This is a genomic window from Micromonospora sp. NPDC002717 (genome assembly GCF_040295705.1).
Taxonomy (GTDB): Bacteria; Actinomycetota; Actinomycetes; order Mycobacteriales; family Micromonosporaceae; genus Micromonospora.
The window spans coordinates 210982-237804 of sequence record NZ_JBEOVW010000011.1 but is presented as its reverse complement, the minus strand read 5'-3'; the positions used below and the strand labels follow the sequence as shown (position 1 = coordinate 237804).

Below are 26823 nucleotides of genomic sequence, written 5' to 3'. Positions count from 1 at the left end.
CACGACCGCCGACACCTCGCCCAGCCAGGCGCGGGCCGCGGTCTTCTTCGCCTCCGTGATGACCCGTTTGGACAACTCGCCGTCGCAGACGTACGACAGTCCGGCCTCGCGGGCTTCCTGCCGTGCGCGCAGCCCGTCGTTGAACACCACCCGCGCACACCCGAACGCCCGAGCCAGCTCAATCTGCTGGCCCGGCGTCGGATAGACGCGGAACTGGTAACGGAGCTGCACGAAAAGCACCGTATCTGGTCGGGCTCGTACCTCGCGGGCTCCGTCGGAGGGGCACCGCTGAGTGTCGTGAAGCAGTACATCGAGCAGCAGAACCGTCCGGCTTAAGGCACTGCTCGGGCCTGACGGCCCTCCCAGCGCGGGCCTTCACCCCGCCCTGAAGGGCGGAGCACTGGCCCGCATTCCGGTAGCCCACCCGGCGACCCCCCCAGGCAGGCGGCCGGCGCGCCCCGTGCCGGACCCGAAGGCCGCCGGCCGGGTGGTGAACCTGGCCGTTGCGCCGCCGGGTCAGACCGGGCGGCGGCCGGCGAAGCCGCACTCGACGCGGTGGTACCAGCGCACGTCGGTGTCTCCCTCCAGCCAGCACCAGAGCACCGGCCGGCCGTCCCGCTCGCCGGGGAAGTCGAGCAGCACCGGCGCGATGCCCTTGACCTGGATGTCGTGGGAGTGCAGCTCCTCGACGAGGGCGTGCAGCCGGGCCTCCAGCCCCTTGGCCTCGGCCCGTCCGCCGAGCGGGCTGGCGCCCCGGTCGGCCAGGTCGGCGCGCAGTTCGGCCAGGTCGGCCCGCAGCCGGATCAGCTCGTCGACGCGCGGGCGCAGCGTGGCGATCAGGTGACGGGCCTGGGCGAGGGTGAACACCGGGCCAGTATGGAGCACCACGTCCGGGCGGCCGGCCGGGACGCCGCAGGACCGCGCGGTCCCCACCACCTCCCTCCATGTAGCTAACCTTCCTTGACGGGGCATCAATGCGTAGCTAAGTTTCGACGCAACCGACGGGAGGTCGACATGGAGCGCAGGAAGTTCCTGGCCGGTGCGGGTGCGGTGACCGCGGGCGCGGTCGCGGCGGCGGCCCCGGGCACGCCCGGCAACGCGGTGCCCGGCATCCGCCGCGTGGAGACCGGCCTCGACGTCCTCGTCGGGTCCGACTTCGCGGACCTCGCCGGCCAGCGGGTCGGTGTGATCTCCAACCCCACCGGGGTGGACGCGTCCTACCGCCACCTGGTCGACCTGATGCACGCCTCGGACGCGGTGCGGCTGGCCGCGGCGTTCGGCCCCGAGCACGGCTTCCGCGGCTCGGCACAGGCCGGCGGCAGCGAGGGCACCGGCGTCGACGCCCGCACCGGGATCACCGTCTACGACGCGTACGGGGCCTCCCAGGCCAAGTGGGAGACCATGTTCACCGAGGCCGGCGTCGACACCGTCGTCTTCGACATCCAGGACGTGGGCGTCCGCTTCTACACGTACATCTGGACGATGTACACCTCGATGGTGGCCGCCGCCCGCGTCGGCAAGCGGTACGTCGTGCTGGACCGGCCGAACCCGGTCGGCGGCCGGGCCTACGGGCCGATGATGACGCCCGCCTACACCTCCGGCGTGGGTCTGAAGGAGATCGTCCAGCAGCACGGGATGACCGTGGGCGAGCTGGCCGGGTTCTTCAACGCGGAGTTCCTGCCCGCCGCGGCGGGGCGGCCCGTCGACCTCCACGTGGTCCGGTGCCGGCACTGGAAGCGCGACAAACTGGCCGCCGACATCGACCTGCCCTGGGTGATGCCCAGCCCGAACATGCCCACCCCGGACACCGCGCTGGTCTATCCCGGCACCGGTCTGTTCGAGGGCGTCGCCTCGCTCACCGAGGGCCGGGGCACCTGCAAGCCGTTCGAGCTGATCGGCGGCCTGGCCGGCGACTTCGACTACCACTGGTCAGACCGGCTCAACGCGCGCGACCTGCCCGGCGTCGAGTTCCGCGAGGCGTACTTCACGCCGACGGCGGCCGGGCAGAAGCCGGCACTGCTCAACAAGCTCTGCGCCGGGGTGGAGGTGAAGGTCGTCGACCGGGCGACGTACGACCCGATCCGGACGGCGGTCGCGATGCTGGTGGAGGCGCGCAAGTACCCGGCGTTCGCGTGGCGGAGCGACTCGTGGGACGCCGTGCGACCGTACTGGGTGGACAAGCTGACCGGATCGCCGCGGCTGCGCACGATGATCGACGCGGGCGCCGACGTGGCCGACGTGGTCGGCGCCTGGGCCGACGAGCTGGCCCAGTTCGACCGGCGGCGGGCGCCCCACCTGCTCTACTAGGGACGTCCGGCTGACCCGACGCTCAGCTGTTCGGCGGCCTGCCGCCGCCGGTCCGGCCGGTTCACCGGAAACGGGCTCACGTTGGTGACCGGCTCGATACTCTCGGCTCTCGGGATCCCCCACGGACATCCGGAGCCACTCGATCGGCGAGATCGCCGGTGACGCAGGCGATCGACGTCCCGCCGCACGACCGGCGGCATCTCGCCACGACTGGCGCGGGACACGTCACGCCGATAGGAGCGTCATGCCCGGGAAGTCACGATCGCCTGTCCTGCACCTCGTGGTCTGCGGCGCCGAGCCCGCCGCCGGACTCGCCCCGTTCGTCGCGGCCTGCCAGGAGCTGAGCTGGGAGGTCCACGTCATCGCCGCCCCGGACGCGACAGCCGCGATCGACCGGGCCGCACTCGCCGACCTCACCCGCCACCCGGTCCACGAGGAGGAGCAGCCGGAGACGCTGTACCCGCTGCCGCCGGCCGACGCCTACGCGGTCGCGCCGGCCAGCTTCGACCTGGTCAACAAGTGGGCGTACGGCCTCAACGACAACCTGGCCCTGCGGCTGCTCAACGAGGCGACCGCCGTCGGCCTGCCGGTCCTCGTCGTGCCCGCCCCGGAACCGACGCTCGCCCGGCACCCCGCCTTCCTGGAGAGCCTGGCGCGGCTGCGGCACTGGGGCGTGACGGTCACCGAGCCCGCCGAGGCGGCCGACGAGGTCGGCGACCCCTTCCCGTGGCACGCCGCCGAGCAGGTGGTCTCCGCCTGGACGCGGTTCGCCCGGGTCCCCGCGCAGGCCGGCGCGGGCCGGGCGCACCGCGCCGACGACCTGGCGCTGCGCTCCGGCTGATCCACCACGGACCCGTGGGGTGGGTGCCGACGCCCTCCGCCCACAGGAAAGGCCGTCAAGCCCGGCGTCAGCCGGTCCCGGCCATCGCGGTGAGGCGGCGGGCGAGCACGGCGACGGCCTCCCGCAGCTCCGGCGGCTCCAGCACCTCCGCCTCGAAGCCCAGCCGGGCCACGTGCACGGCGAGCCAGTCCAGGTTCTCCCCGCCGACGACGAGCACGCACCACCCGTCGCGATCGTCCTCGACCCGCCCCACCTGGGGCGGCACCAGCTCCCGCACCCGGTCGGGCCGGGCGTGCACCCGCACCCGGGCGAGATACCGGTACGGCGCCTCGGTCACGGAGCGCTGGACGTAGGCGACCGGGTCCGGATGCTCCCTCGCCCGGAAGCGCCAGGTCGTCGCCACCACCTCGCGCATCCGGTCCAGCCGGAAGGTGCGCCAGTCGTCGCGGTCGACGTCCCGGGCCATCAGGTACCAGCGGCGGCCGGTGGTGACCATCCGCACCGGCTCGACCGTGCGCTCGCCCTCCCCGCCGTCGCGGCCGGCGTAGCGGAACCGCACCCGCACCGCGTCGCGGCAGGCCCGCGCGAGCGTCAGCAGCAGCTCCGCGTCGATCTCGACCCCGGGGCCGACCAGGGTCTCGGTGGCGCCGTGCACCGCCCGCACCTCGGCGCGCAGCCGGGGTGGCATCACCTGGTCGAGCTTCGCGAGCGCCCGCAGTGCCGCGTCGCCCGCCCCGGCGACCGTGCCACCCGACGCCAGCCGGAGGGACACCGCCGTCGCGATCGCCTCCTCGTCGTCGAGGAGCAGCGGCGGCAGCCGGGTGCCCGCCCCGAGCTGGTAGCCGCCGCCGACGCCCGGCGTCGCGTGCACGGGGTAGCCGACCGCGCGCAGCCGCTCCACGTCGCGGCGCACCGAGCGGTCGGTGACCCCCAGTTCTGCGGCGAGCTCGGCGGCCGTCCAGGACGGCCGGTGCTGCAGCAACGCCAGCAACCGCAGCACCCGCTCGGTCGTCGCCTCGACGGTCACGCGTTCATCGTTCCACAGAACGCGGAACGATCCTGTCCGCTATCTGCGGGAGGCTGGCACCATGACCGACCAGACCTGGAATCTCCTGCTCCGAGATCAGCTCTCCTGGCACTGGACCCGCCAGCTACGCGGTCGTCTCGACGGACTCACCGATGACGAGTACTTCTGGGAGCCGGCGCCCGGCTGCTGGAGCGTGCGCCCGCGCGGGACCGGCGCCGCCCCGGTGCAGGCCGGGTCCGGCGCGATGACCATCGACTTCGCGGTGCCGCAGCCCGATCCGCCACCGGTCACGACGATCGCCTGGCGACTCGGGCACGTGATCGTCGGCGTGCTCGCGGCGCGCAACGCCGCGCACTTCGGTCACGCGCCCACCGACTACCAGTCGTTCGAGTACGCCGCGACCGCGAAGGCGGCGCTCGCCCAGCTCGACGCGGAGTACGCCACCTGGCTGGCCGGGGTCGAGTCCCTCGGCGAAACCGGCCTCGCCCGCCCGTGCGGGGAGGCCGAGGGGCCGTACGCCGAGCGTCCCCTGGCAGCGCTGGTGCTGCACATCAACCGCGAGCTGATCCACCATCTGGCCGAGGTGTGCCTGCTCCGCGACCTCTACCCGCACAATGACCAGCAGACCCGACGGGAGGCGAGCTGAGATGGCCCGCGACGTTCAGATCACCTTCGACTGCGCCGACCCAGCCAAGTTGGCGGCGTTCTGGGCCGAGGCCCTCGGCTACCAGTTGCAGGACCCACCCGCGGGCTTCGCATCATGGGAGCAGGCCCTCGACGCGATGGGCGTGCCGCCCGAGCGCCGCAACGACGCCTCGGCGCTGGTCGACCCCGAGGGATCCCGGCCGCGGCTGTTCTTCCAACGGGTGCCGGAGGGCAAGCAGGCCAAGAACCGCGTACACCTCGATGTGCGGGCCGCCCCGGGGCTCCAGGGCGACGCGCGGATGGCGGCCCTGGAGGCGGAGGCCGAGCGGCTCGTCTCCCACGGCGCCACCCGGCTCCAGCGCCACGAGCCCGCTCCCCCGCTCGGCGCCGGTCACATCGTGATGGCAGACCCCGAGGGCAACGAGTTCTGCCTCGACTGACCGGCCGCGCGGCGGGCCGGCGACATCGCGCGCTCCGGACCGCGTCGATCCGTCCGCGCCGGTCGTAGCGACCACCGGCCGACAGGCGTGTCGGAGTCCCGACCCGCGAGGTCGGACTCCGACGGGTCAGTCGGCCTGGGCGGCCAGTTCCCGGGCCCGGTCCCGGGCGGCCTCCAGCGCGGCGAGCAGCGCCGCGCGTACGCCGTGCTTCTCCAGCTCGCGCACGGCGGAGATGGTGGTGCCGGCCGGCGAGGTGACCGCCTCGCGCAGCTTCACCGGGTGCTCGCCGGAGTCGCGCAGCATCACCGCGGAGCCGATCGCGGTCTGCACGATCAGCTCGTGCGCGACCTGCCGGGGCAGGCCGAGCAGGATGCCCGCGTCGATCATCGCCTCGACCAGGAGGTAGAAGTACGCCGGCCCGGAGCCGGACAGCGCGGTCACCGCGTCCTGCTGCGACTCGGGCACCCGGATGGTCGAGCCGAGCGGCTTGAACATCTCCTCGGCCAGCGCGAGGTGCGTCCCGGTGGCGTGCGCGCCGGCGGAGATCGCGGTCATCGCCTGGTCGACCAGGGCGGGGGTGTTGGTCATCACCCGCACCACGGGGGTGCCGTCGGGCAGCCGCCGGTTGAAGAAGCTGGTGGGCAGGCCGGCGCAGAGCGAGATCACGAGCTTGTCGGCGGGCACCTTCGGCCCGATCTCCTCCAGCAGCGCCGCCGCGTCCTGCGGCTTGACCGAGACGGCGAGCACCTCGGCCTCGTCCACCGCGGTCAGGTTGTCGACCACCCGTACGCCGTAGCGGGCGGTCAGTTCCTCGGCGCGGGCGGGCCGGCGGGCGGTGGCCAGCAGCCGGTCCACCGGCCATCCGGAGCGCAGCAGCCCGGAGAGCATCAGCTCACCGATCTTGCCTGCCCCGATCACCGCGACCGTGTGCACCCCGGACGACATCGCGGGCGTACCCCCTCCTGTCGTGGCCGACGGCGCGGCGGACCTGCGGCCCGCCGCGCCGTCGACACCTCGATCAGCTGCCGAAGAAGACCTCGGCCTCGGCGTACCGCTCCAGCGGCACGGTCTTCAGCTCGCGGGTGGCCTCGGCGAGCGGAACGCGGACGATGTCCGTGCTCTGCATGGCGACCATCTTGCCCCAGTCGCCCTCGTGCGCGGCGTCGATGGCGTGCAGGCCGAGCCGGGTGGCGAGCACCCGGTCGAAGGCGGTCGGGGTGCCGCCGCGCTGGATGTGCCCGAGCACGACCGTGCGGGCCTCCTTGCCGGTCTTGGCCTCCAGCTGCTCGGCGAGCCACTGGCCGATGCCGCCGAGGCGGACGTGACCGAACGCGTCGAGCTCCTGGTTGTGCAGCACCATCTGGCCCTCCAGCGGGTGCGCGCCCTCGGCGACCACCACGATCGGGGCGTACTGGTGCTGGAAGCGCTTCTCGACGTAGCCGGCGACCTGGTCGACGTCGAACTGCCGCTCGGGCAGCAGGATCACGTTGGCGCCGCCGGCCAGGCCGGCGTGCAGGGCGATCCAGCCGGCGTGCCGGCCCATCACCTCGACCACGAGGGTGCGGTGGTGGCTCTCGGCGGTGGTGTGCAGCCGGTCGATGGCCTCCATCGCGATGTTGACCGCGGTGTCGAAGCCGAAGGTGTAGTCGGTGGCGCCGAGGTCGTTGTCGATCGTCTTCGGCACGCCGATCACGTGGACGCCGAGCTCGTGCAGCTTGGTGGCCACGCCGAGGGTGTCCTCACCGCCGATCGCGATGAGCGCGTCGACGCCCTGCGCGGCGAGGTTGTCCTTGATCCGCTCGACGCCGTTCTCGATCTTGAACGGGTTCGTCCGGGACGAACCGAGGATGGTGCCGCCGCGCGGCAGGATGCCGCGGACCTCCGCGATGCCCAGCGGGCGGGACAGGCCCTCCAGGGGGCCCTTCCAGCCGTCCCGGAAACCCACGAACTCGTGGCCGTAGCTAGCGACGCCCTTGCGGACCACCGCCCGGATGACCGCGTTGAGACCTGGGCAGTCGCCGCCGCCGGTGAGCACGCCGATACGCATGATCTGCTCATCCTCCTGGAGCATCAGGTGAAGCCCGATTTGCCCCAGGATATGTGTCGGATCAGACCATCGGCGCCGTTGCCGGCCCGGGGCGGGCCGTCAGTGCGCACTGTAGTCGGCGCGGGTGTACGTCGGCACCGCGCCCCGGGCCGTCCCACCCGCCGGTCGGCCTACCGGTCAGTAGCTGACCTCGCGGTTCTCCCCCGCCTTCGGCGGCTTCCCGGTCACCGCCGCCCTGGCGTAGCCGAACAGGTTGACCACCGTGCCGGACGGCGAGTCCCAGTACTCCGCGGAGCCGGCGTGCACCTTGATCAGCGTGAGCCCGGGGGTGTCCAGCCCGTCCGGGAACCAGGCCCTGAGCAGGGGGTTCCACAACTGCTCCGCCCTGGCCCGGTCGTAGCCCTCCCGCGCGGTGCCGGAGATCGAGACCCAGGCGCCGCGCTTCGAGTCGGAGAACGCGACGTTGACCTCCGGGTTGACCCGGATCTGCCGCACCTTGGCGGAGTCGGCGTACGCGAAGAACCACAGGTCCCCGTCGAACTCCGCCTCCTGCAGGCCCATCGGCCGGCTCACCATGCGGCCGTCCACGGCGATCGTCGTCAGCATGCAGATCCGGGCCTCCCGGACCAGCTCGGTGACCCGGCGTCGGACGTCGGCGGCGCTGCTCGGTCGGTTGCTCATGGGACCACTCCCTCGCATCGGCTCGACGTCGCACCGGTGCCCGGGACAGAACCGACCAAACCTACTAGCCGGTCATCGCGCGCCAGCGCGCCAGGTTGTGCCGGGCGTCGACCAGCGCGTCGTGCCGGGCCGACGCGGCGTCCGGCAGCGTCGGCCGGCCCCGGTCGTCCCAGAGCTGGCGCAGCTCCTTGGTGAACCGGGGGATCTCCCGGGGCAGCGCCGGCATCGCCCCCCACAGCTGCGCGAGGACGACGTGGTCGTACGCGGCGTACCAGGCCCAGAGCTCCAACTGCTCGCCCGGCCGGTCCCTGACCGGCTCGACGAGGAAGTCGTACAGCTCGTCGCGGATGCGCTCCCGCGACCGCCAGGCGCGGTCCGCCGGCGACGGCAGCTTGTCGAGCACGTTGCGGCGCACCCAGGGCACGGCCCGCGAGTCGTCGAACTCGGTCGACACGGCGTAGAACTCGCGGCCGTACTCGTCGACGACGCCGATCGACACCAGGTCGACGATGCGGCCGTCCTCGATGAACTCGCAGTCGTAGAAGTAGCGGTAGACCATCACCGCCATCCTCGCCCACGCCGGCCCCGTGCCGGCGACCGGGGTTGCCGCGCCCGGCCGCCGGCGGCACCGGGGCCCGCCGGCCGGCGGGCGCGAGGGTGGTCCCGCCCCCCGCGTCCGCCGACCGTGGTCACCGGTGCGACCGGATCCGCCCCCGCCCCCCGGCGGTCCGCCCGGGAACCGGATCCGGCTCCCACGATGCCGGTCGTCGCAGCTCGGGAGTGTCACGGAAGTGATTTGAGGGGTGTACAGCAAGCGACAGGACAGTCATGATCTGATGTGTACCGCTACCGGACGCCGAACCGGTGTCAGTTCACCTCGTCGAGGGCCTTCAGGTTCACCCGGTGAGCGAGTTGTGGTCCTGGACCGGGGAGGGGTTGGGCCGTGGAGATGCGCCTGCCGGAGCCGGGTGACGCGCTCACGGGTGTGGAGATGTTCGCCGGGCTCGAGCCGGAGGTCCGGCAACGGGTCATCGCGGCGGCGGTCCCCCGGACGTACCGCAAGGGTCAGTTGCTGTTCGTGGAGAACGACCCCGGCGAGTCGCTGATCGTGCTGCGCCGGGGCGCGGTGGCGGTCTTCCGCACCGCGCCGACCGGCGAACGCGCGGTGCTGTCGGTCATCCGCCCGCCCGACGTGCTGGGCGAGGTCTCCCTGCTCGACGCGTCCACCCGCTCGGCCTCGGCCGAGGCGATCGAGGACTGCGCGGCGCTCGCGCTGTCCCGGGGCGCGTTCATGGAGCTGGTGCACTCCAACCCGCGCATCCTCGACGCGGTGATGCGCTCGCTGGGCGGGCTGATCCGCCGGCTCACCGAGCAGAACGCCGACCACGTCTTCCTGGATCTGCCCGGCCGGGTGGCCAAGACGCTGGTGCGGCTGGCCGGCGAGAGCCAGGCCCCGATGATCACGATCGAGCTCAACCAGAGCCAGCTCGCCGAGATGGCCGGCGGCTCCCGGCAGAGCGTCAACCAGGCGATCGGGTCGTTCGCCAACCGCGGCTGGCTGCGCACCGAGGGCCGCCGGATCGTGGTCACCGACGTCGCGGCGCTGCGCCGCCGCGCCGGCATGAACGACCGCTGAGGCGTACGCGCCCCGCTCGCCGCACCGCCCCGTCAACCGCGCGGAAAAGGGGCCGGAGCGGCTGCTCCGGCCCCTTTTCACGGGTGCGAGGCGTCAGGGCGTGGCGCTGCCCGGCCCGACCCAGTTGGTCGTGCTGCCCGGCCCGACCCACTCCGTGCCGTCCTTGCTGCCGCCGCCGGACTGCTCGCTGACGATGCCCTGCGCCTGGAGCGTCGCCAGCGTGGCGGCGTCCACGTCGACGGAGTCCCCGGCGAGGTGGCTCACCCCGTTGCTGTCGGTCCAGTCGCTCTGCAGCATCACGTACACCATCGGGCGTCCCCCTGTGGTCGTTGTTCGACAAATCAGCCGCCTGACTGTAGCCGCACGACCGGCCGGTGGACTGTCCACAAGCCAACAGCCCGGTACCCGACAGCTGGGGCCTGTGGTGATACTGGCACCGGATCGGCGCCGACCCCGGCGCCGGCGGGACCGCCAGTGGAGGGTGTCATCGCCACGCAGTGTGACCGCTGTGGACGCACGGCCGCCGCCGGCGACCGCTTCTGCGGCGGCTGCGGCAACGAGCTCGGCGCGGTGTGTCCGCACTGCCTCCGCCCGCTCGCCCGGGACGTGGCGTTCTGCACCTCCTGCGGCGCGCCCCGGCCCGGCACCGACCGGCGGGCGGCAGCCACGCAGGAGGACCGCCGCCGGGTCAGCGTGCTCTTCGTCGACCTGATCGACTTCACCCCGTACGTCGAGCGGGCCGACCCGGAGCTGGTCCGCGGCATGCAGACGGGGTTCTTCTCGGCCGCCCGCCGGGTCGTCGGCCAGTACGGCGGCGTCGTGGAGAAGTACATCGGCGACGCGGTGATGGCCCTGTTCGGGGCGCCGGTGGCGACCGAGACCGACGCGCTGCGCTGCGTCCGGGCCGGTCTGGAGCTGCAACGGGTGCTGACCCGCTTCACCCCCACCGGTGCGGACGCGCTGCGTTTCCGGGTCGGCGTGGCCACCGGCGAGGCGCTGGTGGACGTGGCCGCCGCCCGCGACGGCGGTCAGGCGATCGTCGCCGGTGACGTGGTCAACACGGCCTCCCGGATGCAGTCCGTCGCGCCGCCCGGCGGGGTGCTGGTCTGCGGCACCACCTACGCGCTCACCCGGGACACCATCCGCTACTCCGAGCAGCCGCCGGTCATGCTGCGCGGGCGGTCGACGACGACCGAGGTGTGGCTGGCCCTCTCCCCCGTGCGCCGGCAGCCGACCGACCGGCAGCCGGACACCACGCCGCTCATCGACCGCGAACACGAGCTGGGGATGCTGGTCAACGCCCTGCACCGGTCGCTGCGCGACCGGCGCCCCCAGGTGGTGACCGTCTTCGGCCGGGCCGGGCTCGGCAAGAGCCGGCTGGTGCGCGAGCTGTACCGGCACGTGGACCGGCTGGTCGACGAGCCGCTGACCTGGCGTACCGGTCGGTGCCCGCCGTTCGGCGAGAACGTGACGTTCGCGGCGCTGGCCGACATCGTCAAGGCCGAGGCCAGCATCCTGGACACCGACCCCGCGTCCACCGCCGCCCAGCGGCTCGCCTCGGCCGTCGGCGAGCTGGTCGGCCCGGGTGAGCGGGAACGCGTCGTGGACGCGCTGCGACCGCTGGTCGGCCTGCCGGGGACCCCGCTGCCGGCCGAGGAGACCGAGTCGGCGTGGCGGCGCTTCCTGCTGGCGCTGGCCGCGCGCCGGCCTACCGTGCTGGTCTTCGAGGACCTGCACTGGGCCGACGACGCCATGCTGCGCTTCGTGGAACTGCTCGGCGCCGCCGCCCGGGACGTGCCGCTGCTGCTGCTCTGCACCGCCCGGCCGGAGCTGGTCGACCGGGACCCGAGCTGGGCGGGCACGATCACCGGCTCGGTGACCATCACCCTGCCGCCGCTGCGGGACACCGGCATCGCCTCGCTGTACGCCCACATGTTCGGCCAGGCGGCGTTCTCCGCCGACATGCTGACGCCGCTGGTCGAGGTGGCCGGCGGCAACCCGCTCTACGCCCACGAGTACGTGCGGATGCTCATCGAGCAGGGCGCGCTGCGCCAGTCCGGGCGGAGCTGGTCGCTGGAGAAGCACCTCGACCTGCCCATGCCGGAGAGCGTGCACGCCGTCATCGCCAACCGGATCGACCTGCTCGACGCCAACGAACGCACGGTGCTGCTGGCCGCCGCCGTGGTGGGCGTGCAGTTCTGGCCGGGCGCGGTGGCCGCCGCCCTGGGGCAGCCCGTCGAGTCGGTGGAGCGCGCGCTGCGCCGGCTGGAGCAGCGCGACTTCGTGCACGAGCAGGCCGCCTCGACCATGGCGGGGCAGCCGGAGTACCGGTTCCGGCACGTGCTGGTGCGCGACGTGTGTTACCAGCGGCTGCCCCGCACCGAGCGGGTGGCGCGGCACGAGCGCACGGCGGAGTGGCTGGACACGCTGTCGCAGAGCCGGGACACGGACCTGGCGGAGGTGCTCGCCCACCACCGCTGGGCGGCGCACGAGATCGCCCGGACGCTGGGCATGGACACCGCCCGGTACGCCGGCACCGCCCGCGCGGCGCTGCACCGGGCGGCCCGGCGGGCGTACGCGCTGCACAGCCTCGACGTGGCGGCGAGCCACGCGGGCCGGGCGCTCGGGCTGGCCGACGAGTCCGACCCGGTCGGCCGCCTCCAGTTGGAGCTGCTCAGCACGGAGATCTCCTTCTACCGGGACGGCAACGCCTTCCTCTCCGGTGGTGGCCCCGAGCAGGTGCAGGCGCTCGCCGACCGGCTGCTGTCGCACGGCGACGAGGCCTGCGCGGCGCGCGCCTGGACGCTGCTCGGCCAGGCCGCGTGGCTGCGCGCCGACCGGCCCGCCGCGCTGGCCTGCCTGGACCGGGCCGTCCAGCTCTTCGCCCCGCTGCCCGACAGCCCGCAGAAGGCGGACGCCTACGCCGAGCTGGGCCGGCTGCACATGCTCAACTACGAGCGGGACCCGGCGGTGGCCGCGGCCGACCGGGCGGCGGAGATCGGCGAGCGGCTGGGGCTGACCGAGACCCGCACCAACGCCCGGATCACCTCCGCCACCGCCCGCTACCAGGCGGGCGACCGGTCGGGCCTGGACGAGCTGCACTCCATCGTCGAGGTCAGCCGTGCCAGCCAGCTGATCGCCCTGCCCCGCGCCATCCAGAACCTCGCGTACGCCGTCCGGGAGGAGGGCGACTGGCTGCGGTCGGACGCCCTGCTCTCGTCGTCGCCGACGCGCAAGGCCAGCGGGCAGACGCTGACCACGATTTCCTCCGCGGAGGCCATGCAGGCCTGGTTCGAGGGCGACTTCGGCCGGCTGCTCACCGCGGCCGAGGCGTTCGTGGACACCCCCACCGGAAGCTGGGACATGCAGGTCCGGGGCCTGCGCTCCTGCCTGCTGGTCCTGCGGGGCGAGCCGGTGCCGCCGGCCCGGTCCCAGGCCGACCCCGCCGCCGACGACGTCGCTGCCGCGCTCGACGCCGCCCGGCGCAGCGGCTTCCACCGGCTGCACTGGACCATGCTGGCGATGGGCGCGCTCTGCCGGGCGTTGCAGGGGCGCCGGGACGAGGCGGCGGCGCTGATCGACGAGCTGGCCACCTCCTGGTCGGCGGTGCCCGCCCTGGCCAGCGGCGAGTGGATCGCGGCGGCCGCCTACGCGGCCAGCCTCGCCGGGCGGGACGCGGCGGCCCAGGTGCACGCGATGCTGGACCGGGTGGGCCACCGTACGCCCTGGTCGGAGGCGGCGCTGCGGACCGTGACCGGGGCGCTGGCCGCCGCGGACGGCGACCACGGGAGGGCCGCCGAGCTGCACCTGGCGGGCGCCGGGATCTACGCCGGCATCCCGGACGTGACCGACCGGATGCTGGCGCTCACCTTCGCGGCCGCGGAGCTGGAGCGGGCCGGCGAGCCGACGGCCGGCCGCCCGGAGCTGGCCGAGCTGCGCGCGTTCGCGCTGCGCAACGGCGCGCCGGGCTTGCTGGACCTGGCCCGCCCGCCGGCGGCCCCCGCCAACCCCGCCCTGGCCTGCTGACCCGCCGCCGGGCGGCGCGTGCGCGTCAGGCGGCGACCGGTTCGCGGGGGCTGGGTTCGGCCGGCTGGGTCTTCAGCTTCTGGGCGTACATGTCGACGTACTCGCGGCCGGAGAGCTCCATCAACTCGTACATGATCTCGTCGGTGACCGCGCGCTCGACGAACCGGTCACCGGTCATGCCGGCGTAACGCGAGAAGTCCAGCGGCGCGCCGAACCGGATCCGCACCCGGGCGATCTTGGGGATCAGCTTGCCGGGCGGCTGGATCTCGTCGGCGTTGAGCATCGCCATCGGGATCACCGGGGCGCCGCTCTCCAGGGCCAACCGGGCCACCCCGGTCTTGCCGCGGTAGAGCCGCCCGTCCGGCGAGCGGGTGCCCTCGGGGTAGATGCCGGCGATGCCGCCGGCGCGCAGCACCTGCAACTGGGTGTCCAGCGCCGCCCTGGCCGCCCGGCCGCCGGAGCGGTCGACGGGGATGGTGCCGGAGCCGACGAAGAACATCTTCGTCAGCCAGCCCTTGATGCCCTTGCCGGTGAAGTATTCGGCTTTGGCGATGAATGTGACTTTTCGCTTGACGATCAACGGCGTGAAGATCGAGTCGGAGAACGACAGGTGGTTGCTGGCGAGGATCACCGGACCCGTGTCGGGCACGTGGTGCAGCCCTTCGACCTGTGGACGGAAGATCAGCCTCAGCCACGGGCCGAGGATGACGTACTTCATCAGCCAGTACAGCACCGGTGTCCTTCTTCTGGAGGGGTCGCGACACCCGCGCCGCCGGGGCGGACCGGGTCGCCGGGCGGGCCCGACGACCCGCGCGGGCGCTCCCGGCGGGCAGGCGACGTCAGGGATGAGCCTACGAACCGGGAGCGGCGCGCCACAACGCACTCCCGGAACCGGGTCCCGACGTGTCACGATTCAAGGCACGGCGCCCGGGGCGGTGCCGAGGGGGCTCAGGCGACCGCGCCGCGGGCGCGTGATGAGGAGGATGTCCGGTGTCAGCGGGTGGGGCCCGCCGGGGACGGCGGGACAACGGGCTCGACGCGAGCGAGTACGCCGTCGCCGGCGACGTGGATCCGCGCGTCGGCGAGCACCTGCTCGACGTCCTCGCCGCCGGCGGGATCGCGGCCTACCTGCAGCCCTCGGCCGACCTGAACCCGGTCACCCGCACCACCACCGTCCCCGCCCGCCCCGTCGACCGGCTCTACGTCGACCGGTCGCACCTGACCACCGCCCGGGACTACCTGACCCAGCTCGCCGACGAGACGGCCACCGAACGGTCCCGCGACGCGGAGCCGGACATCGACGCCGAGTGGGCCCGGATCGTCGCCGGCTTCCACACCACCCCCGCGCCGGGCGAAAACCCGTGGCCCGCCGCGGAGGACGTGGACGACCCGCCAGGGCCCGCCACGGGCCCGGTGGCCCTCGCCGCGCCGGACGAGCCCGCGGGGCCGACCGCCACCGACGTGCGTCGGCTGCCGTACGCCGCGGACGTCTCGGGGATCTCCGTCGGCCCGGGCCGCCAGGACGAGCCCTCGCTGCTGGACGGGCTGGACACCTTCGGCGCGGACCTGCCCGACGGCGACGCGGACGACGAGCGCTACACCCCGCCGCCGCCCCCGCCCCTGCCGCGCTTCTCCAAGTACACGGTGGTCGGCGTCCTGGCGATCGTGGTCGGCTTCGTGCTGTTCCTGTTCCCGTCGATCTTCCCGGTGGCCGACCCCTCGGTCGTCAACCTGTTCGGCTTCACCGGCATCCTCGCCGGCTTCGTCGCGTTGATCTGGCGGCTGCGCCCCGGCGGCGACGAGGACCACGACCCGGACGACGGCGCGGTCGTCTGACCGCCCCGGCCGGGCGGGAGCCGCGCCCGCATCCCGGGACGACCGCCGCCCCACGCCGCGGTCGTGACAGTGGTGTAACTTACTGTCAGTAGGAATACCGCTGTCCGTCACTTCCCTCGCCGACTGCCCGGTTGTTCCTCCCTTGCGGCGGTCCCTCCTCTGCGGATCGGAATGCCCGACATGCGACAGAGTTCCCTCGTGGTGGTCGCCAACCGCCTGCCCATCGACGACGGCGCGGCCCCGGACGGCGCGTGCGAGTGGCGCCGCAGCCCCGGCGGCCTGGTCAGCGCCCTGCACCCCCTGCTGCGGCACACCCCGGCGACCTGGGTGGGCTGGGCCGGCGGCACGGGGCCGGCGCCCGCCGTGCCCGACGTGGACGGCGTGCGGATGCACACCGTGCCGCTCAGCGGCGACGAGCTACGCGACCACTACGAGGGCTTCGCCAACGCCACCCTGTGGCCGCTCTACCACGACTCGGTGGAGCAACCGGAGCACCACCGGCGCTGGTGGGAGGCGTACCAGCGGGTCAACCAGCGGTTCGCCGAGTCGACCGCCCAGGTGGCCGAGCCCGGCGCGATGGTCTGGGTGCAGGACTACCACCTCCAACTGGTGCCCGGCCTGCTCCGGGCGCTCCGGCCGGACCTGCGGATCGGCTTCTTCCTGCATGTGCCGTTCCCGCCGCCCGAGCTGTTCATGCAGCTCCCCCGCCGCGCCGAGCTGCTGCGCGGCATGCTCGGCGCCGACCTGGTCGGCTTCCAGCGGGCCCAGGCCGCGCACAACTTCGCCCAACTGGTGGCCAAGGTGCTCCAGTTCCCCGCCACCGACCGTCGGATCGCCGTCGACGACCGGGTGGTCCGGATCGGCGCGTTCCCCGTCTCCATCGACACCGTCGAGATGGCCGCGCTCGCCGCCCGGCCCGACGTGGCCGACCGGGCCCGCCGGCTGCGCCACGATCTCGGCAGCCCCGAGCAGGTGATCCTCAGCGTCGACCGGATGGACTACACCAAGGGCATCGAGCAGCGGCTCAAGGCGTACAGCGAGCTGCTCGCCGCCGGGCACGTCAAGGTGCGCGACACCGTGCTGGTGCAGGTGGCGGTGCCGAGCCGGGAACGGGTCGGGCAGTACCAGATCCTCCGCGAGCGGGTGGAGCGCGAGGTCGGGCGGATCAACGGCGAGTTCGGCCGGGTCGGCGAGCCGGCGATCCACTACCTGACCCAGCCGTTCGACCGGGCCGAGCTGGCCGCCCTCTACCGGGTCGCCGACGTGATGGCGGTGACCCCGCTGCGGGACGGGATGAACCTCGTCGCCAAGGAGTACGTGGCCGCCCGGGTCGACGACGCGGGCGCCCTGCTGCTCAGCGAGTTCGCCGGCGCCGCCGCCGAGCTGCCGCAGGCGTACCTGGTCAACCCGCACGACCTGGAGGGGCTCAAGCAGGGGCTGCTCTCGGCGCTGCGGGCGAGCCCCGACGACGTCGGCGCGCGGATGCGGGCCATGCGGGCGCACCTGCACCGGCACGACATCCGGGCCTGGGCCCGCTCCTACCTCTCGGCGCTGGACGAGAGCGGCTCGCTGCTCACCCGGCTGGGCGCCGCCGACTGACGCCGGAAGACGGGGCCCGGGGTCAGGGCCGGCTGTCCGGGGCCGGGTCCTTCGCCAGCCAGTCCAGGATCGCGTCGACCGGCTCCCGCCACCGGGCGTCGAGCATCATGTCGTGCCCCATGCCGGGGAAGAGCAGCGGCGCCGAGCCGTACCGCCGGGCCGCCCGGGTCAGCGCCGCCGCCGGGACCACCCGGTCGTCCGGGCTGCCGAGCACCAGCACCGGCGGGTCGCCCACCGCGGGCTCCGCGGCCCGCCCGGTCAGCAGCTGCCACTGGGCCCGTCGGCTCGCCCGCCCCAGCCGGGCCGCGTACCGCCGGGCCTCGGCCTCGGGCAGCTCCCGGCTGAACAGCTGGCGGCGGTGCAGGCGCAGCGGCCCGCCGAACACCGCCGGCAGCGTGCCGAGCGGATTGCGGCGCAGCGCGGCGCCGAACGTCGCCCAGCCGCCGAGCACCGGCGCGACCAGCACGCCGGCCCGGGCCGGGTAGCGGGCCAGCGCGTGCGCGACCACCAGGGCCCCGGCGCCGTGCCCCACCAGCACCGCCTGGCGCGGCAGGCCCGCCGCCGCCTGCGCCACGTCGTGGGCGTACGCCCGCAGCGTCGCCTCCGGCGCCGGGCCGCTGCCGCCGTGCCCACGCAGGCTCAGCGCGTACGCCGGGAAGCCCCGGGACGCGGCGTGGCCCAGCCAGTGCTCGGCGAACGCCCACGCGCCGTGCCCGAAGCCCGGCACGAACAGCAGCGGTGGTCGCCCCTCCTCCAGCTCGGGGGCCACGCCGAGCACCTCACGCCGGACCGGGCGGACCGGGCGCGCCCACTCCCGCCCCCGCATGATCCGCACCTGGCGACTCGCTGCTGCACTCATCGGGCACCCTCCAGGTCGCGCAGGGCGCGCTGGACGGCGCGCAGGTAGTCGGCGTGGCCGACCTCGAACCAGTGCCGGCTGCTGTCCTTGACGGGCCCCGCGTAGCGCTCCCCCGCCTTCGCCGTCACCCGGGCGGCGAAGGCCGCCGCCCGGTCGGGACGGGTCAGGCGCAGCCGCAGCAGCCGGGCGAAGAGCACCGTCTGCCAGTGCGACAGCGGGAAGACACCCGAGTCCGGCTGCACCAGCCCGGCGACGGCGAGCGTGGGATGGCCGGGGGCGAAGGCGTTGAGCCAGAGCGTGGGCCGGCCCGTCCCCGCGTCGTCGCCGAGCACCTTGGGGTCGAGGAACTCGAAGCGCGGCAGGTAGCCGGTGGCGAAGACGACCAGCTCCGGGTCGATCTCCCGGCCGTCGGACAGCTCCACGGCGTACGGGTGGAAGCGGGCGACGTCCGGCACCGGGGAGATCCCGCCGTGGCCCACGTAGTAGACGAGCTGGCTGTTGGCGATCGGGTGCGTCTCGTACACCCGGTGGTCGGGCTTCGGCAGGCCGAACCGGGTCAGGTCGCCCACGGTCAGCCGCAGCGTCCAGTGGTAGAGCCACTGCCGCACCCGCAGCGGCACCCGCAGCGCCAGCAGCGCGTCGTTGACCTGGTCCGCCGGGCGGCCGAGGACGTACTTCGGGGCGTACCAGTAGCCTCGGCGGGTGGAGTGCCAGCAGCGCGACGCCTGCTGGGCGGCCTCGACGGCGATGTCGCAGCCGGTGTTGCCGGCGCCGACCACGAGCACCCGCTTGCCGCGCAGCTGCGCGGGGTCCTTGTAGGACGAGGCGTGCACGACCTCGCCCCGGAACTCCGCCAACCCCTCGTAGCGGGGCAGCTTCGGCGACCAGTTGTGCCCGTTGGCGACCACCACGGCCGCGTAGCGGGAGGTGCGCTCCGGGCCGTAGCCGCCCGTGCTGCGGGTGGTCACGTCCCAGCGGTCGCCCTCGGCCGGCTCCACCCGGACAACCTCGGTGCCGAACCAGACGTGCGCCCGCAGGTCGAAGTGGTCGGCGTACCGCTCCAGATACGACAGGAGCTGGCTGTGGTGCGGGTAGTCGGGCCAGTCGTCGGGCATCGGGAAGTCCGGGAACTGGGTGAACGGCCGGGACGAGATCAGGTGCGTGCTCGCGTACACCGGGCTGCGGTCGTGCCGCCAGTTCCAGGCCCCGCCGACGCCGGTCTCCCGCTCGTAGCAGTCGACGCCGAACCCGTGCTCCTTCAGGTTCTTGACGGCGACGAGCCCGCTGGCCCCCGCGCCGATGACGCAGACGGTGTCGCCCCGGTCGGAGACCGGCCGACCGTCGCGGGTCAGGGCGAGCGTGCTCGCCTCCGGGTCGGGCCGGCCGTGATCGGTGGAGGTGGACACCGGGATCTCCTTCTGTGCGGCACGAGGGCCGGGGTCGCGCAGCATCCTCTCCACAACGGAGCGGGATGTCCAGCCCCGGGGCACGGACGACGGTCAGCCGGCCCCGGGCAGCAGCAGGTCGACGAGGACCGGGAAGTGGTCGCTGGCCCGGCGGGTCTGCGGGGTGTCGACCACGTCGTAGTCGACCACCGTGACGCGCGGGTCGACGAAGAGGGCGTCGATCCGCCGCCGGGGGCTCGCGCACGAGTAGGTGAGCCGGTCGGCCCGGTCCATCGCCACGGCGGCGTCGGTCAGCCCGCCCGCCACGGTGGCCCACGCCGGCCCGTCCGGCCCCTCGTTCAGGTCGGCCGCGGCGATCACCGGCGTGGTGGCGGCGTCGAGGTCGCGTTTGAACAGCGCGGCCTGCCCGGGCCGCTCGGCCGGGTCGGTGGACAGGTGCGAGCCGGCCACGGTGAACCGGGCGCCACCGGCGACCACGCACTCGGCGTACGCGGCGCCGCGCAGGTGCCGGCCCGGGGTGAGCGGGAAGCGTCGGCACCGGGTCTCCAGCACCCGCACCCGCAGGCTGGTCAGCAGCAGGTTGCCCAGCGCGGGCAGCCCGCCGGCGGCCACCACCAGGCCGAACGACTCGGCCAACGCGGCCGACTTCTGCCGCCACCGGAACCGGCGCGGCCCCTCCTGCACGACCACCACGTCCGGCCGGGCGGCGCGGACCACCGCCGCCAACGCGGCCGTGTCGTCCCGCTGACCGTGGATGTTGTACGACACGACGCGCAGCGGCACGCCCGGGCTCTGCGTCACGGCCCGCCTCAGATCCGGCGGGCCAGGTCGGCGGCGCCGATGACACCGGCGGTGTTGCCCAGCTCGGCCGGGCGGATCTCGGCCACCGGAAGTCGGCTGCGCTGGGCGAGCGCCTCGGTGAACGACCGGCGGGTCGGGCCGAGCAGCAGGTCACCGGCGTCGATCACGCCGCCGCCGACGACGAGGACCTGCGGGTCGAGGATCTGCGCCATGTCGGCGAGGCTGGTGCCGAGCCAGCGCCCGACCTGCGCGAACGCCTCGGTGGCGACCGGGTCGCCGCCCTGCGCCGCGGCGGTCACCATGCGCCCGGTGATCGCCTCGGCGTCGCCGCCGGACAGCTCCAGCAGGGCCACGGCGCGGTGCGGCTCCTGCCGGGCGGCCGCGCGGGCGAACCGCACCAGGGCGCTGCCGCTCGCGTACTGCTCGATGCAGCCGAGCCGGCCGCAGCCGCACTGGTGGCCGTCCGGCACGGTGAGCATGTGGCCCAGCTCGGCGGCGATGCCGTTGGCGCCGCGCAGCAGTTCCCCGCCGAGCACGATGCCGCCGCCGACGCCGGTGCCGATGGTGAACATGACCATCGAGTCGTCGGCGTCCCGGGCCGCGCCGTGGCGGAACTCCGCCCAGGCCGCGACGTTGGCGTCGTTCTCCACGATCACCGGCAGGCCGGTCGCGGCGCTGACGTAGTCCCGCAGCGGCTCGTCGCGCCAGGCGAGGTTCGGGGCGAACAGCACGGTGGAGCGGCCGGCGTCGATCCAGCCTGCCGCGCCGATGCCGACCGCCTCGATCGACCGCCCGACGGCCAACTCGGTGACCAGTTCGATGATGACGTCCCGGGTCTTGGCGACGTCGTCGGCGGGGGTGTCCCGTCGGGCCTGCACGAGGACCGTGCCGGCGGCGTCCACGACACCACCGGCCACCTTCGTGCCACCGACGTCGACTCCGATGGTCAGCGTCACCGCTGCCACTCCCCTCTGCTGTGCTGCCCGCGCCCGCGCCGCCGGACGACCGGCGCGTGGTCGGGATGTGCGATGGTCAGGCCGCGTCGCCTGGTGGGTGCTCGCCTGCGTCGCCGGGCGCCCGCGTCGCGGGCACCACGGGACGGTCGGCGGACGTCCGCACGGTCGCCGCGACGGCCGGCCCGGCGGCGTCGACGGGCGGTGCGGCGGCCGGGACGGCCACGTCCTCCGCCCGGGTGGCGGCGGACCAGACGTCCCGCTCCGCTGCCGGCTGAGAATCATGCCCGCTACGGGTGGCCTCGCGCCAGACGTGGTCGTCCGCCCCGTCCGGTTCGGCGGTCGACGCCGCTGCGGCGGCCGGCTCGGCGGGGGGCTCCGGCGGGGCGAACGCGCGCAGCAGGCTGGCCACGCCGGCGGCCAGGTCGCCGGCGCCGGTGGCGAGGCGCTCGGCGAATTCCGGACTCGGATCGCGCAACGCGGCGATGCCCCGACAGACCGGGCAGACGCAGCATTCCGGCCCGCCGGTGGCGAAGCCGCCCCCGGATCCCCCGGTCGGTTCGCCCGGGGCGGCGCTGTGACCGAGGACACCCGACACGATCCCACCGAGCGGACCCCACGGGCCCGTCCCGGAGCCGGACGTCGCGAGGCGCGCGCCGGCCAGCAGCGTGGCGACCAGCCGTTCCGCCTCTTCCCGGGCCGAACCCGGATCCGTTGCACCCATGGTCGGCTCCTCTACCCTGCCGCCGGACGCGTCACTGCGCCGCACCGGGTGCTTCTACCCGGCGCTTGAGCTGCTTCAACGCGGTATCCATGATCATTTTCTCGGCCTTGCGGCGGAACATCCCGAGCATCCCGACCGAGAGTTCGACCTCAAGGGTGTAGGTCACCGTCGTCGTGCCGTCCGGGTTGCCCACCAGGTCGTACGAGCCGCGCTGGGACTTCTGCATCTTCGAGGGCGCCACCAGGTGCCACTCGATCCGGGAGAGGTCCTCGGCGTACTCGTAGGCCAGCACGTACTCGTCGGCCATCACGCCGGCGTCGATGACGAACCGAACCTGGCTGGCGTAGCCGTCCTCGTACTCCTCGATCACCTCCGCCCGCCGCACCGCTTCGGTCCACTCGGGGTAGCTCGGGAAGTCACAGACGACCGCCGCCACCCGTTCCGGTGGCGCGCCGACGACGATCGACTGGGTGGAGGAGTCCGCCATGGGGGGAGGCTACCCGGCGCCGGCCGCGCGTACGCCGCGCCGCCCCCGCACGCACCGGGGGCGTGTCCCGCGCCGGCACGGGGAGCACCGGGGCTACCTGCCTATTCTGCCCGCCCGCCGAGGCGGGTAGGTTTCGACAGAGCCGACCCGTGGTGGCGGCCGGCACGGCCAGTGAGCACGAGGAGTGCAGGTGCGCGAGTTCTCCGTCCCGCCGATCGTCACCGTCGGCGACGCGGCCAACCTCACCGATCCGGTCTGGGAAAACGCCGAGGTCGCCCCGGACGCGGTCCAGTTCGTCCGCCCGAGCAGGGCGGCGGACGGCGGGACGGCCTGGGCCGACGTCACCTGCCGGCAGTTCCGCGACGAGGTCGTCGCCGCGGCCCGGGGCCTGGTCGCCGCCGGCGTCCAGCCGGGCGACCGGGTCGGCCTGATGAGCCGCACCCGCTACGAGTGGACCCTGCTGGACTACGCGATCTGGGCGGCCGGCGCGGTCACCGTGCCGATCTACGAGACCTCCAGCGCCGAGCAGGCCGCGTGGATCCTCGCCGACTCCGGTGCGGTGGCCTGCGTGGTGGAGAGCAGCGCCCACGCCACCCTGGTCGCGGGCCTGCGGGACCGGCTGCCCGAGCTGCGGCGCCTCTGGCAGATCGACCTGGGCGCGGTGGACGACCTGGTCCGCTCCGGCACGTCGGTCGACCCGACCGAGATCGACCGGCGGCGCGCCGCCGTACGCGCCGACGACCTCGCCACCGTCATCTACACCAGCGGCACCACCGGCCGCCCCAAGGGCTGCGTCCTCACCCACCGGAACATGTACGCCGACATCGCCAACGCGGTGCCGGTGCTGCCGAACCTCTTCCGGCCCGACGCGTCGACCCTGCTCTTCCTCCCGCTGGCGCACGCCTTCGCCCGGCTGATCCAGATCGGCGTGGTCCAGGCGCGGGCCACCATGCGGCACTGCTCGGATACCAAGAACCTGGTCGCCGAGCTGCAGGACTTCCGCCCCACCTTCGTGCTCTCCGTGCCCCGGGTGTTCGAGAAGGTCTACAACGGGGCCAAGCAGAAGGCCGAGGCGGACGGCAAGGGCAGGATCTTCGCCCGTGCCGAGCAGGTCGCCATCGCGTACAGCGAGGCCCTGGAGACCGCCGGTGGCCCCGGCCTGGCGCTGCGCGTGCAGCACGCGCTCTTCGACAGGCTGGTCTACCGCAAGCTGCGGGCGGCGCTCGGCGGCCGGTGCCGCGACGCCATCTCCGGCGGCGCTCCGCTCGGCGCCCGGCTGGGCCACTTCTTCCGCGGCATCGGCGTCAGCGTCTGCGAGGGGTACGGCCTGACCGAGACCTCCCCCGCCGCCGCCGCGAACCTGCCCGACGCCACCCGGATCGGCTCGGTCGGCCGGCCGCTGCCGGGCGTGACGATCCGGATCGACGACGACGGGGAGATCCTGATCTCCGGCGACCTGGTCTTCCGCGGCTACTGGCGCAACGAGGAGGCGACCGCCGAGGTGCTCAGCCCGGACGGCTGGTTCCGCACCGGCGACCTGGGTCACCTCGACGCCGACGGCTTCCTGAGCATCACCGGCCGGAAGAAGGAGATCATCGTGACGGCCGCCGGCAAGAACGTCGCCCCGGCCGTGCTGGAGGACCAGGTGCGGGCGCACCCGCTGGTCAGCCAGTGCCTGGTGGTCGGCGACCGGCAGCCGTTCATCGCCGCGCTGGTCACCCTCGACGAGGAGGCGCTGCCGCGGTGGCTGTCCTCCGTGGGGCTGCCGGCGGACACCCCGGTCGGGAAGCTGCGCGAGCACGAGGGGCTGCGGGCGGAGATCCAGGGCGCGATCGACACCGCCAACCAGGCGGTCTCCAAGGCCGAGGCGATCAAGGTGTTCCGGATCCTGCCCCGCGACTTCACCGAGGCGACCGGCGAGCTGACGCCGTCGCTGAAGGTCAAGCGCCAGGTCGTGCACAAGTCGTACGCGGCGGAGATCGCCGACATCTACCGACGCTGACTACCATCCGTCACGTGCCCGCCTCGACGCCCACCCGGCCCCAGCCGCATCCGCTCGCCGCCGCGGCGCGCGGGGTCATGCTGGCGCTCGTCGCCGTCCTGACCCTGTTCGCCACGCGCGACGTCACCCAGCTCTGGTGGGTGGCGCTGCTCGCCGCCGCCGGGCTGCCCGCGCTGCTGGCGCCCGAGCACCGGCTGGTCGGCCCGCTCAGCCGGGTGGCCGAGGTGGTGGTGCTGGGGCTGGCCGCGAGCCAGGTCGCCGCCGTCGCGACCATCGGGGGGGACGTCGGCGGGCTGGGCGCCTCCGCGGTGCTGCCCTACCTGGCGGTCCCGGTGACCGTCACCGCGCTGCGCCGCCGGTTCGCCGAGGGCGCCGCCCTGCTGGCGGTCACCGCGGCCACCCTGCTGGTGGCCGGCGCGCTCACCGGGGTCGACGGCGGCCGGCAGATCGGCCAGCTCGGCTACCTCGCGGTCTGCGCCCAGTGGCTGATCCTGGCCGGGCTCGGCCTTTACGCGGCCGGCACCCTGCACCGGCTGATGCAGGTCCGCAACGACGGCAAACCCCAGCCGTACGCCGAGGCCACCCGGCTGCTCACCCAGCTGCGCACGGTGGCGCGGCAGCTGCCCGGGGCCACCCTCGACCCGGGCGGCATCTCCGAGCACCTGCTCGAGGAGCTGCGCGCGGTGGCGCGGGCGGACCGGGCGGCGGTGCTGTCGGCCAGCGGCGGCGGCCGGCTCGTGGTGCTCGCCCAGGTGGGCGTGGACCGGGTGGACTGGGAGACGACGCTGGACGCGGACTCGGCGATCGCCGACGCGTGGGCCAGCCAGCAGCCGCACACCGCCGCCCGCTCGCAGGCCCGGTCGCACCGGGGCGGCGAGGTCTCCGCGCTGATCGTGCCGCTGGTGGCCGGGGTGCGCACGGTCGGCCTGGTGGTGCTGGAGGCGGACGCGGCGCAGGCGTACCCGGCCGGGGTGGTGTCCCGGGTGACCGGGCTGACCCGCCCGGCCGCGCTCCGGCTGGAGGCGGCGCTGCTCTTCGACGAGGTCCGCTCGCTGGCCACCAACGAGGAGCGGCAGCGGCTGGCCCGGGAGATCCACGACGGGGTGGCACAGGAGCTGGTGATGGTCGGCTACGGCATCGACAACGCCCTGGCCACCGTGCACGACGACGCCGAGGAGACCGCCGAGAGCCTGCGCGCGCTGCGCCACGAGGTGACCCGGGTGATCACCGAGCTGCGGCTGAGCCTGTTCGAGCTGCGCAGCGAGGTCGACCGGCACGGCGGGCTGGCCGCCGCGATCGCCGAGTACGCCCGCACGGTCGGCGCCTCCGGCGGACTGCGGGTCCACCTGTCCCTGGACGAGTCCACCGCCCGGCTGCCGGCCGCCACCGAGGCCGAACTGCTGCGCATCGCCCAGGAGGCGGTCACCAACGCGCGCAAGCACGCCGGAGCCGCGAATCTGTGGGTCACCTGCGAGGTCGACCCCCCGTACGCCCAGATCGAAGTGTCGGATGACGGTCAGGGAATCGCTGACCAGCGCTCGGACGGGCACTACGGTCTTGCGATCATGGCCGAGAGGGCGGAACGTATCCGGGGCCGGTTGGAGATCAGGCCGCGGCAACCGAGCGGCACGACCGTCGCGGTGGTGCTCGGCTCGTCGCCCCGGCGCGATAACGTGCGCGGTAGCGTAGCGGCAGCAGAAGGGGAGTAACCCGAGGATGACCACAAGTCCGACACCGGCGACCCGTACCAAGGTCCTCCTTGTCGACGATCACGACCTGATCCGCAAGGGCCTGCGGCACGCGTTCGAGCGTGACCGGCAGTTCGAGGTCGTCGGCGAGGCCGCCACGGCGGCGGAGGGCGTACGCCAGGCCGGTGCGCTGCAGCCGGATGTGGTGATCATGGACCTGCGGCTGCCCGACGGCAGCGGCCTGGAGGCCACCCGAGCGCTGCGCAAGTCGAGCGCCTCGATGGGCATCGTCGTGCTCACCATGTACGCCGGCGACGACCAGCTCTTCGGCGCCCTGGAGGCCGGGGCGAGCGCCTTCGTGCCCAAGACCGCGCCGGCCGACGAGGTCGTCGCCGCCGCCCGGCACGCCGCCTCCTCCCCCAGCGCCTTCACCGCCGCCGACCTGGCCGAGGCGATGAAGCGCCGGCTGGCCCCGTCCGGGCCGCAGCTGTCCCCCCGCGAGGGCCAGGTGCTGCGGCTGCTCGCCGACGGGATGAGCGTGGCGGGCATCGCCAAGCAGCTCTTCGTCAGCGAGTCCACCGCCAAGACCCACATCTCGAAGCTCTACGAGAAGCTGGGCGCGGCCAACCGGGCACAGGCGCTGATGACCGCGCTGCGGCTGGGCCTGCTCGAGGCTCCGGACGCCCCGAAGTTCTGAACGGTTCCCTCCGGGGAGCCCAGCGACGCACCACCGACAGGCCCGCGCCCGCCGACGCCGGCGCGGGCCTGCCGGCGCATCGATCGACGTCGTCACCTTGCGGGGCGGCGCGCTATGGTCT

General features: G+C 74.1%; 26 protein-coding genes and 1 pseudogene. 12 read left to right on the top strand and 15 right to left on the bottom strand.

The window, feature by feature from the left end:
- The coding region (locus tag ABT006_RS19065) for a helix-turn-helix domain-containing protein (RefSeq protein ID WP_350708011.1) at positions 1-231 on the bottom strand (231 nt) is incomplete at its 3' end.
- On the opposite strand from ABT006_RS19065, the pseudogene ABT006_RS19060 reads away from it, so the two are divergent.
- A pseudogene (locus ABT006_RS19060) lies at positions 226-336 on the top strand (transposase); the annotation flags it as partial. The gene ABT006_RS19065 and the pseudogene ABT006_RS19060 sit on opposite strands and share 6 nt — an antisense overlap.
- A gap of 180 nt (positions 337-516) precedes the next feature.
- Here the strand turns inward: ABT006_RS19060 and ABT006_RS19055 are convergent.
- The gene (locus ABT006_RS19055) at positions 517-867 is read right to left on the bottom strand and encodes a DUF2203 domain-containing protein (RefSeq protein ID WP_350708046.1); all 351 of its coding nucleotides are present in this window, start codon (positions 865-867) and stop codon (positions 517-519) included.
- A 147-nt stretch (positions 868-1014) separates the two neighbouring features.
- Between ABT006_RS19055 and ABT006_RS19050 the strand changes: the two genes are divergently transcribed.
- On the top strand, positions 1015-2307 hold the full coding sequence (locus ABT006_RS19050; protein WP_350708009.1) for an exo-beta-N-acetylmuramidase NamZ family protein: 1293 nt from the start codon (positions 1015-1017) through the stop codon (positions 2305-2307).
- Between the two features lie 244 nt (positions 2308-2551).
- Positions 2552-3148: a flavoprotein gene (locus ABT006_RS19045; RefSeq protein ID WP_350708007.1), complete on the top strand. Its 597-nt coding sequence runs from the start codon at positions 2552-2554 to the stop codon at positions 3146-3148.
- 67 nt (positions 3149-3215) lie between these two features.
- Here ABT006_RS19045 and ABT006_RS19040 read toward each other — a convergent pair whose 3' ends face one another.
- Positions 3216-4175 (bottom strand): helix-turn-helix transcriptional regulator, encoded by a 960-nt coding sequence (locus ABT006_RS19040; RefSeq protein ID WP_350708005.1) that lies wholly within the window; start codon positions 4173-4175, stop codon positions 3216-3218.
- A 61-nt stretch (positions 4176-4236) separates the two neighbouring features.
- Between ABT006_RS19040 and ABT006_RS19035 the strand changes: the two genes are divergently transcribed.
- Both ABT006_RS19035 and ABT006_RS19030 read left to right on the top strand, forming a co-directional pair.
- Positions 4237-4821 carry a DinB family protein gene (locus ABT006_RS19035; RefSeq protein ID WP_350708003.1) on the top strand — a complete coding sequence of 195 codons (585 nt, stop codon included), beginning with the start codon at positions 4237-4239 and terminating at the stop codon, positions 4819-4821.
- Between the two features lies 1 nt (position 4822).
- Positions 4823-5260, top strand: a complete 438-nt coding sequence (locus ABT006_RS19030) for a VOC family protein (protein WP_350708001.1) — start codon at positions 4823-4825, stop codon at positions 5258-5260.
- Positions 5261-5386: 126 nt separating this feature from the next.
- On the opposite strand, the gene proC is transcribed toward ABT006_RS19030, so the two are convergent.
- The 4 genes from proC to ABT006_RS19010 form a co-directional block, all read right to left on the bottom strand.
- A complete protein-coding gene (gene proC / locus ABT006_RS19025; protein ID WP_350708000.1) occupies positions 5387-6205 on the bottom strand; it encodes a pyrroline-5-carboxylate reductase in 819 nt (272 codons plus the stop codon).
- A gap of 73 nt (positions 6206-6278) precedes the next feature.
- The gene (locus ABT006_RS19020) at positions 6279-7307 is read right to left on the bottom strand and encodes a 6-phosphofructokinase (protein ID WP_350708044.1); all 1029 of its coding nucleotides are present in this window, start codon (positions 7305-7307) and stop codon (positions 6279-6281) included.
- Between the two features lie 177 nt (positions 7308-7484).
- Entirely contained in the window at positions 7485-7988 is a 504-nt protein-coding gene (locus tag ABT006_RS19015; protein WP_350707998.1) for a pyridoxamine 5'-phosphate oxidase family protein, read from the bottom strand.
- Positions 7989-8052: 64 nt separating this feature from the next.
- Positions 8053-8547 carry a polyadenylate-specific 3'-exoribonuclease AS gene (locus ABT006_RS19010; protein ID WP_350708042.1) on the bottom strand — a complete coding sequence of 165 codons (495 nt, stop codon included), beginning with the start codon at positions 8545-8547 and terminating at the stop codon, positions 8053-8055.
- A gap of 384 nt (positions 8548-8931) precedes the next feature.
- On the opposite strand from ABT006_RS19010, the gene ABT006_RS19005 reads away from it, so the two are divergent.
- Complete coding sequence (locus tag ABT006_RS19005; RefSeq protein ID WP_350707996.1) at positions 8932-9624, top strand: Crp/Fnr family transcriptional regulator; 693 nt, start codon at positions 8932-8934, stop codon at positions 9622-9624.
- A 93-nt stretch (positions 9625-9717) separates the two neighbouring features.
- Here the strand turns inward: ABT006_RS19005 and ABT006_RS19000 are convergent, their stop codons facing one another.
- The gene (locus ABT006_RS19000; RefSeq protein ID WP_091104720.1) at positions 9718-9933 is read right to left on the bottom strand and encodes a hypothetical protein; all 216 of its coding nucleotides are present in this window, start codon (positions 9931-9933) and stop codon (positions 9718-9720) included.
- Positions 9934-10098: 165 nt separating this feature from the next.
- On the opposite strand from ABT006_RS19000, the gene ABT006_RS18995 reads away from it, so the two are divergent.
- Complete coding sequence (locus ABT006_RS18995) at positions 10099-13650, top strand: ATP-binding protein (RefSeq protein WP_350707994.1); 3552 nt, start codon at positions 10099-10101, stop codon at positions 13648-13650.
- 25 nt (positions 13651-13675) lie between these two features.
- Here the strand turns inward: ABT006_RS18995 and ABT006_RS18990 are convergent, their stop codons facing one another.
- Positions 13676-14383 carry a lysophospholipid acyltransferase family protein gene (locus tag ABT006_RS18990; protein WP_350707992.1) on the bottom strand — a complete coding sequence of 236 codons (708 nt, stop codon included), beginning with the start codon at positions 14381-14383 and terminating at the stop codon, positions 13676-13678.
- Positions 14384-14640: 257 nt separating this feature from the next.
- On the opposite strand from ABT006_RS18990, the gene ABT006_RS18985 reads away from it, so the two are divergent.
- The gene (locus tag ABT006_RS18985; protein WP_350707991.1) at positions 14641-15486 is read left to right on the top strand and encodes a DUF308 domain-containing protein; all 846 of its coding nucleotides are present in this window, start codon (positions 14641-14643) and stop codon (positions 15484-15486) included.
- 180 nt (positions 15487-15666) lie between these two features.
- The gene (locus ABT006_RS18980; protein ID WP_350707989.1) at positions 15667-17085 is read left to right on the top strand and encodes an alpha,alpha-trehalose-phosphate synthase (UDP-forming); all 1419 of its coding nucleotides are present in this window, start codon (positions 15667-15669) and stop codon (positions 17083-17085) included.
- A gap of 22 nt (positions 17086-17107) precedes the next feature.
- Here the strand turns inward: ABT006_RS18980 and ABT006_RS18975 are convergent, their stop codons facing one another.
- The 6 genes from ABT006_RS18975 to ABT006_RS18950 all read right to left on the bottom strand — a co-directional run bounded on the left by ABT006_RS18975 (position 17108) and on the right by ABT006_RS18950 (position 22315).
- On the bottom strand, positions 17108-17944 hold the full coding sequence (locus ABT006_RS18975; protein WP_350707987.1) for an alpha/beta hydrolase: 837 nt from the start codon (positions 17942-17944) through the stop codon (positions 17108-17110).
- Positions 17941-19350, bottom strand: a complete 1410-nt coding sequence (locus ABT006_RS18970; protein WP_350707985.1) for a flavin-containing monooxygenase — start codon at positions 19348-19350, stop codon at positions 17941-17943. Before ABT006_RS18970 ends, ABT006_RS18975 begins: the two co-directional genes overlap by 4 nt.
- A 93-nt stretch (positions 19351-19443) precedes the next feature.
- Positions 19444-20151, bottom strand: a complete 708-nt coding sequence (locus ABT006_RS18965) for an endonuclease/exonuclease/phosphatase family protein (protein WP_350707983.1) — start codon at positions 20149-20151, stop codon at positions 19444-19446.
- Between the two features lie 8 nt (positions 20152-20159).
- Positions 20160-21107, bottom strand: coding sequence for an ROK family glucokinase (locus tag ABT006_RS18960; RefSeq protein WP_350707981.1), 948 nt, complete (start codon positions 21105-21107; stop codon positions 20160-20162).
- Positions 21108-21183: 76 nt separating this feature from the next.
- Positions 21184-21828 (bottom strand): hypothetical protein, encoded by a 645-nt coding sequence (locus ABT006_RS18955; protein WP_350707979.1) that lies wholly within the window; start codon positions 21826-21828, stop codon positions 21184-21186.
- A gap of 31 nt (positions 21829-21859) precedes the next feature.
- Positions 21860-22315 (bottom strand): SRPBCC family protein, encoded by a 456-nt coding sequence (locus ABT006_RS18950; protein ID WP_350707977.1) that lies wholly within the window; start codon positions 22313-22315, stop codon positions 21860-21862.
- Positions 22316-22505: 190 nt separating this feature from the next.
- Here ABT006_RS18950 and ABT006_RS18945 point away from each other — a divergent pair, with 190 nt between their 5' ends.
- Genes ABT006_RS18945 through ABT006_RS18935 form a run of 3 tightly spaced genes read left to right on the top strand, consistent with a single transcriptional unit; the run spans position 22506 to position 26702 of the window.
- Complete coding sequence (locus ABT006_RS18945; RefSeq protein WP_350707975.1) at positions 22506-24317, top strand: AMP-dependent synthetase/ligase; 1812 nt, start codon at positions 22506-22508, stop codon at positions 24315-24317.
- Between the two features lie 14 nt (positions 24318-24331).
- Positions 24332-26026: a sensor histidine kinase gene (locus ABT006_RS18940; RefSeq protein WP_350707973.1), complete on the top strand. Its 1695-nt coding sequence runs from the start codon at positions 24332-24334 to the stop codon at positions 26024-26026.
- Between the two features lie 7 nt (positions 26027-26033).
- The gene (locus ABT006_RS18935; RefSeq protein WP_007072219.1) at positions 26034-26702 is read left to right on the top strand and encodes a response regulator transcription factor; all 669 of its coding nucleotides are present in this window, start codon (positions 26034-26036) and stop codon (positions 26700-26702) included.
- Positions 26703-26823: the final 121 nt, after the last annotated feature.

Excerpts from the sequence above, each read along its gene's own strand:
- ABT006_RS19050 (WP_350708009.1), top strand. The coding sequence starts at position 1,015 with ATGGAGCGCAGGAAGTTCCTGGCCGGTGCGGGTGCGGTGACCGCGGGC.
- ABT006_RS19045 (WP_350708007.1), top strand. The coding sequence starts at position 2,552 with ATGCCCGGGAAGTCACGATCGCCTGTCCTGCACCTCGTGGTCTGCGGC.
- ABT006_RS19035 (WP_350708003.1), top strand. The coding sequence starts at position 4,237 with ATGACCGACCAGACCTGGAATCTCCTGCTCCGAGATCAGCTCTCCTGG.
- ABT006_RS19030 (WP_350708001.1), top strand. The coding sequence starts at position 4,823 with ATGGCCCGCGACGTTCAGATCACCTTCGACTGCGCCGACCCAGCCAAG.
- proC (WP_350708000.1), bottom strand. The coding sequence starts at position 6,205 with ATGTCGTCCGGGGTGCACACGGTCGCGGTGATCGGGGCAGGCAAGATC.
- ABT006_RS19020 (WP_350708044.1), bottom strand. The coding sequence starts at position 7,307 with ATGCGTATCGGCGTGCTCACCGGCGGCGGCGACTGCCCAGGTCTCAAC.
- ABT006_RS19015 (WP_350707998.1), bottom strand. The coding sequence starts at position 7,988 with ATGAGCAACCGACCGAGCAGCGCCGCCGACGTCCGACGCCGGGTCACC.
- ABT006_RS19010 (WP_350708042.1), bottom strand. The coding sequence starts at position 8,547 with ATGGTCTACCGCTACTTCTACGACTGCGAGTTCATCGAGGACGGCCGC.
- ABT006_RS19000 (WP_091104720.1), bottom strand. The coding sequence starts at position 9,933 with ATGGTGTACGTGATGCTGCAGAGCGACTGGACCGACAGCAACGGGGTG.
- ABT006_RS18980 (WP_350707989.1), top strand. The coding sequence starts at position 15,667 with ATGCGACAGAGTTCCCTCGTGGTGGTCGCCAACCGCCTGCCCATCGAC.
- ABT006_RS18975 (WP_350707987.1), bottom strand. The coding sequence starts at position 17,944 with ATGAGTGCAGCAGCGAGTCGCCAGGTGCGGATCATGCGGGGGCGGGAG.
- ABT006_RS18955 (WP_350707979.1), bottom strand. The coding sequence starts at position 21,828 with ATGGGTGCAACGGATCCGGGTTCGGCCCGGGAAGAGGCGGAACGGCTG.
- ABT006_RS18950 (WP_350707977.1), bottom strand. The coding sequence starts at position 22,315 with ATGGCGGACTCCTCCACCCAGTCGATCGTCGTCGGCGCGCCACCGGAA.
- ABT006_RS18935 (WP_007072219.1), top strand. The coding sequence starts at position 26,034 with ATGACCACAAGTCCGACACCGGCGACCCGTACCAAGGTCCTCCTTGTC.